The organism is uncultured Legionella sp. (assembly GCF_937871865.1).
Classification (GTDB): Bacteria; Pseudomonadota; Gammaproteobacteria; order Legionellales; family Legionellaceae; genus Legionella.
The window spans coordinates 1-4,784 of the sequence record NZ_CALMPD010000131.1 but is presented as its reverse complement, the minus strand read 5'-3'; the positions used below and the strand labels follow the sequence as shown (position 1 = coordinate 4,784).

Below are 4,784 nucleotides of genomic sequence, written 5' to 3'. Positions count from 1 at the left end.
CTTTAGCTAGCGCTAAGGCATGCGATGGTTTTTTACAATCACATTTTACCCAGGGGAGTAATAGCTCACGCATCGCAAAAAAGGGTACTGTTCAAATGCTTCGGCCCGAAGTTGTCTGTTTGGCTGAAAAAAAATGTGCGAAATGGCTTGCACTATCTCAGACCCCCAATCAAAGCATGTGTGATGATTACGCGTACGATAGTGCTATGACGTGGTGGTGGGGCAACGATCACAGTCAATATGCAAAAAGTTTATTTAAACTTACTCAAAGTGAGCGATACGGAAAGCAGATATTTGTACATTTCAATGTTTAGTTTTTTTAATTGAAGATTCTGAAAAATGCAATACAGTTTGCATGTCAATAAATCAAACCCAATAATAGGGGTAAGTATGCTCCAAGTGCTGCTGGCTAACATTTCATTCAAACCGAAGCCGCCTCACTGCGTGACTTAACTCAACATTAGGGTTTATTAGATGCCCGATGAAACTCTTTACGATCCTGCGCTTCAAACCATGACGCGCACCGTTCATTTACTTGCTTCGCGAGTACCTGCGCCGCGGAAGGTTTCGCACAAGGACTCGTTTGTGTTTCGACATATCGAACGTTCGATTCATCAAGCCATCGTTCAAAAGCTGGCACGAATCGTTTCCACGTTGGCGGCAGCTCACTTATTGATGACGCATGGTTTCGTCCAAGAGCAGGCAGCGCTTCAGAGAATACTTGACGAGCTGCATGAGGACGTAAGGTTTCTGAGCCTTGCAATAATTAACGGTGAAGTTACGCCATTGCATCGGGATTATCTTGCTTCATTTTTTGAAGAGGAGTTTGACGAGGACACGGCGCTTGAGTCCACCCAGAAAAGACCGATGATTCCTCGAAGGAAGATCCAAGCATATATTGCGCGTAGCGAATCCCCTGAATTTGACCCTAGTACAGGTACTGAACTGGCACGGACGGTTACCAAGATGTATTCTGGGTTTGTCCATGCGGCTTCACCTCAAATCATGGACATGTACTTGGGTAACCCGCCTCATTTCCATCTTAACGGAGTGCTAGGCACGGAGCGGCACGATGAGTACAGAGAGGATCTTTGGAACTACTTTTATCGCAGTGTCCTCGCATTTGGATTTGCGACCAAGGCATTTGGCGACCAACAGATCTTTAATGAATTTACGAATTTTTTGAACGAGTTTGAGCGCTTAAATGGGAAAACATATATACCAAACGCAGGTTAAAACCTAGGCTGACTCAAACTTTGGTAGATCGAGCGCAACATGAATTTCTGGTCCACCAGAGGCGGAGGAGCGGTGGCCATATTTGGGTAGTGTGCTAGGGTTGAAGTGCAATGCTGCTTAGCAAGTAAACGTGATTTATTTTGAAAGGCAAGGGCGTAGAGATATGAGCGATGAATGGAAAGCGCTTAGGGTGATTCACTCCAAGGGCGGAGTCCGAATAGTGAATGAATACGATCCGACTGTCAAAATAATTCCACGCACACTCAACGAAAAAACGGCAACATTTGAAACTCCAACCTATGGTGCTCTTTTTGACAGGTGCGAAAAAGTTGGCCTACCAGTCTTAGGTGTCGAATTTTTTACCTATGCTGGTCACTTTAATGGAGAGGATATTCCTGAATGGAGAACGTTCTATACATCCCGTAATAACGTTTGGGGGAATGAAGAGGGAGCTCAACTTTGGAGCAATATCGGCACTGGTGCTTACAAGGAAAAAAACGGTAGGTTATGGGATGTTGGTAGCAGAATATCGCATCAACTCCGCGTGTGTAGTAGGAGGCTGAAAGAATTATCGGACAGCTATCATTCTCAGCTATGTTCAGTCGTTGGGAAGCAGGATTTCGCGACGAATAAGAGATTTATGAATGGCTACACTTGGCTTTGCTATTTGTCTGTTCAGTCTTTCTTAGTGGACATATGTATTCTTAGGGATTATTTGGCGGAATACGCCGCAAACTTTGTCTTTGAGGTGAGCAATGATAGTCAAAAAAGTAGCATTACAACTTTGTCGGGACTGAGGAAATATGTTTTAAGAAACTTAAATGGCGAAGATGCTATTGCTGAGGAGCTTAATGAAATTACAGAGGGTGATGGTTGGTTGAAAATGTTAGGAGCATATCGGGATTTAATTGTTCATTCAGCGCCTTTAGTACAAGCGGAAAGAAGATTGTTCGCCATCATAAAAACAATAGAAATTCCCGGTGGGCAACTGCCGTGCATTTCTTGCCCCATGCCGAAAAATCCTCAAGAAATATTTGTATCTAGGGCAAATGGTAGTATGTTTGAGAATTTCGAAGAGCAATTTAATAGGTACACGGGTATTGGTGAGGGGGAGGCCGATTATATCGATGGACTTGAATATTGCCATAAAGCATTGGGGATGATTTCTGATTTGGCGAATAAGCTCGCGTTGAGATCGCCAGTCAAACCTCAAATGATGGTCTTCGATAGCACTAATATAATTGGTGAAGTTAAGGTTTCCCGAGCTTGATGCATATAAATCGACTAACTCAGCCCCGGTTTTTGAAAGATGAAGATCGGGCTCAGGGAGAAAACCTATGGTTAGTGTTCTAACTCGGGTCCCTTCTGACATCTATTGCTAAATGCGTTAGATTTCTATTCGCCGCCATCGCTTTCTACCACAAGCAGCTACTTAATCATCGCTATCATGTCAATAATTCAAAAATGGTCAGACTCAAAAAAATGGGATGATAACTGGACCGTTGAACAAGAGATCGGTGGCGGCGGGCAAGCGACAACCAAGCTGGTCAAACACAAAGAGAATGGAACGTTTGCGTTTCTCAAGATACTCAATCGACAAACCGATTCAGAGCGGCGTGCCCGATTTTTTCGGGAGGCAAGCGCTTATGCGACGGCAAATCATGACGGCATTCCAAAGCTTGTCGAGAGCAATGCTCACTATCACGAAGATTCGAACTATAAAATCTATTTACTCACGGAGTTTGTGGCCGGTCCAACGCTCTCGAAATACCTTGAGTGTAGCGGGGCGGTCAACTTTGTCAGTGCCGCCACGATCCTAAAGGCGCTTGCCGACACAGTGCAGTACTGCCACGAGAACGAGTGGATCCACCGCGATATCAAGCCAGATAACATCATCCTTAGGGAGTCAAAATTCGAAGCGCCAATTTTGCTTGATTTTGGCATTGCATATAAAGACGGTGTAGTGGATAGTTTTTCAACTGACCCGTCGCAGGAGCTGGGGAACCGCTTTCTTCGACTGCCGGAAATGAGTATAGGAAGTACGGCAAAACAGGATCATAGGACGGATATTTCATTCTTAGGCGGTATCTTGTATTACCTAATGACGACACAAACGCCATCCGTCCTCACCGATCATAACGGGCGAATGCCGCACCAGCGTGCGTTGAGCGCAGGACAGTTAAAGAGCGCATTCAGGGGGCCGCCTACGGCACTGTTGAATTTTTTTGACCATGTGTTTTCGCAAAAGCTTTCTGGACGGTTCGTTAGTGCTAAGGAAATGAAAAGTGCGTTGATCAAATTAATTAATATGCATGAGAACTACCAGCCTGACGATAAGGAGCCAAGCATCGACGATGTGCTTGCCGCAATAAACACTAAGGTGGGACGAGACCTAGCAAAGAACAAGACACTCTACGATAGAGCAATGGATCGGATTAAACTCGTTCACAGCAATATTTTGCTGAAGGTCCAGCCCACTTATACGTCATATCAAACTGGGTATGTCAACCATGTCGACGGCCTTCGCAACGACCTCGGTTTCACGTATTTTGCCACTCTCGACCATAAATTTGTCCCTCAGTTTCTAATACAGATATTGGGGGACGAACTCGTTGTTATGGCTGACGGTATCACCATATACCGGACGTTAGCCGACGAACCTGTTTTCTCGAAAGAACTCGATACAGCCGTCCAAAGGATATATCTTGGCGGACTTAAGACGCTGGCCGACAATCCGCCTTATTGAAAATAGTCTGTTGTATGGCCTTTTGCCATTTATCTTTGACAGACTTATCGAACTCCCATCGGTAAGTGCGAATTTCTAAATCTTTATGTCCCGCTCAAACTATGAGCATGACAGAAACTACCGCCAACCAACTCCTGCAGTTTGCGTTATGTCTCGCTCATCGTAAGCGTCTGATACACCGAGCGAAGAGCTTGTACGCTTGGTTGGTTCATGTCTATTTGGACTCTCAGAGAACACTGCATTAATAGGTAAGTTCTGCTCGGCAAAGGTGAGTATTTACGGGATTAAAGGTGAGACTTTACGGGATAAAAATCAATAAATTCAAATACTTGCGTGTTTCATTTTAACCACGGCTTTTGTTTTTATATGTCGTTTTTATATGTTTTCGCTTGCGCGCGCTACCCGCTGCTTGATAGTCTATAAGCATGCGTTGAGAAAATATTCTTGGCGTCCCCTAATCGGAATTCGAGGCACTTCATGAATCGCAATTGGCACAATTCGATTAACGTCATGACGACCACCGCTACCACGGTGAGAGCGCTCATGCGCGCGAGGATCTGACGCTTTTATCTATTCGGTACATCGTCAAGAAGCCTCGCTCCAAGCGGGGCTTCTTGCATTAATGGCTTGGCCCAATATAAACAGTGACGGAGTATTCCATGAAATGCCTTTCTATTTTGCTGAGTTGGCGAACACCGCCGCCATAGCGCTTTTCCAGACCGCCCGATAGCGGCTGCTTGTCCCATACCTTTTTCATTTTTACATCGGAGAACATCATGACCGAGGACCGCGCTCGTCTGAA

At 45.1% G+C, this 4,784-nt stretch carries 5 protein-coding genes; 4 read left to right on the top strand and 1 reads right to left on the bottom strand.

Going from position 1 to position 4,784, the window contains the following annotated elements; translation table 11 throughout:
- The 4 genes from Q0495_RS07080 to Q0495_RS07065 all read left to right on the top strand — a co-directional run.
- A partial coding sequence (locus tag Q0495_RS07080; RefSeq protein ID WP_298624429.1) for a hypothetical protein occupies nucleotides 1-314 on the top strand: 314 nt, incomplete at its 5' end.
- Between the two features lie 160 nt (nucleotides 315-474).
- Complete coding sequence (locus Q0495_RS07075) at nucleotides 475-1,236, top strand: hypothetical protein (protein ID WP_147251674.1); 762 nt, start codon at nucleotides 475-477, stop codon at nucleotides 1,234-1,236.
- Between the two features lie 163 nt (nucleotides 1,237-1,399).
- A complete protein-coding gene (locus Q0495_RS07070) occupies nucleotides 1,400-2,506 on the top strand; it encodes a hypothetical protein (protein ID WP_298624427.1) in 1,107 nt (368 codons plus the stop codon).
- 177 nt (nucleotides 2,507-2,683) lie between these two features.
- Nucleotides 2,684-3,982, top strand: coding sequence for a protein kinase (locus Q0495_RS07065; RefSeq protein WP_298624426.1), 1,299 nt, complete (start codon nucleotides 2,684-2,686; stop codon nucleotides 3,980-3,982).
- Nucleotides 3,983-4,601: 619 nt separating this feature from the next.
- Here the strand turns inward: Q0495_RS07065 and Q0495_RS07060 are convergent.
- Nucleotides 4,602-4,784, bottom strand: a 183-nt coding sequence (locus tag Q0495_RS07060; RefSeq protein ID WP_298624424.1) for a hypothetical protein, incomplete at its 5' end; no start/stop codon positions are given.

Excerpts from the sequence above, each read along its gene's own strand:
- Q0495_RS07070 (WP_298624427.1), top strand. The coding sequence starts at position 1,400 with ATGAGCGATGAATGGAAAGCGCTTAGGGTGATTCACTCCAAGGGCGGA.
- Q0495_RS07065 (WP_298624426.1), top strand. The coding sequence starts at position 2,684 with ATGTCAATAATTCAAAAATGGTCAGACTCAAAAAAATGGGATGATAAC.
- Q0495_RS07075 (WP_147251674.1), top strand. The coding sequence starts at position 475 with ATGCCCGATGAAACTCTTTACGATCCTGCGCTTCAAACCATGACGCGC.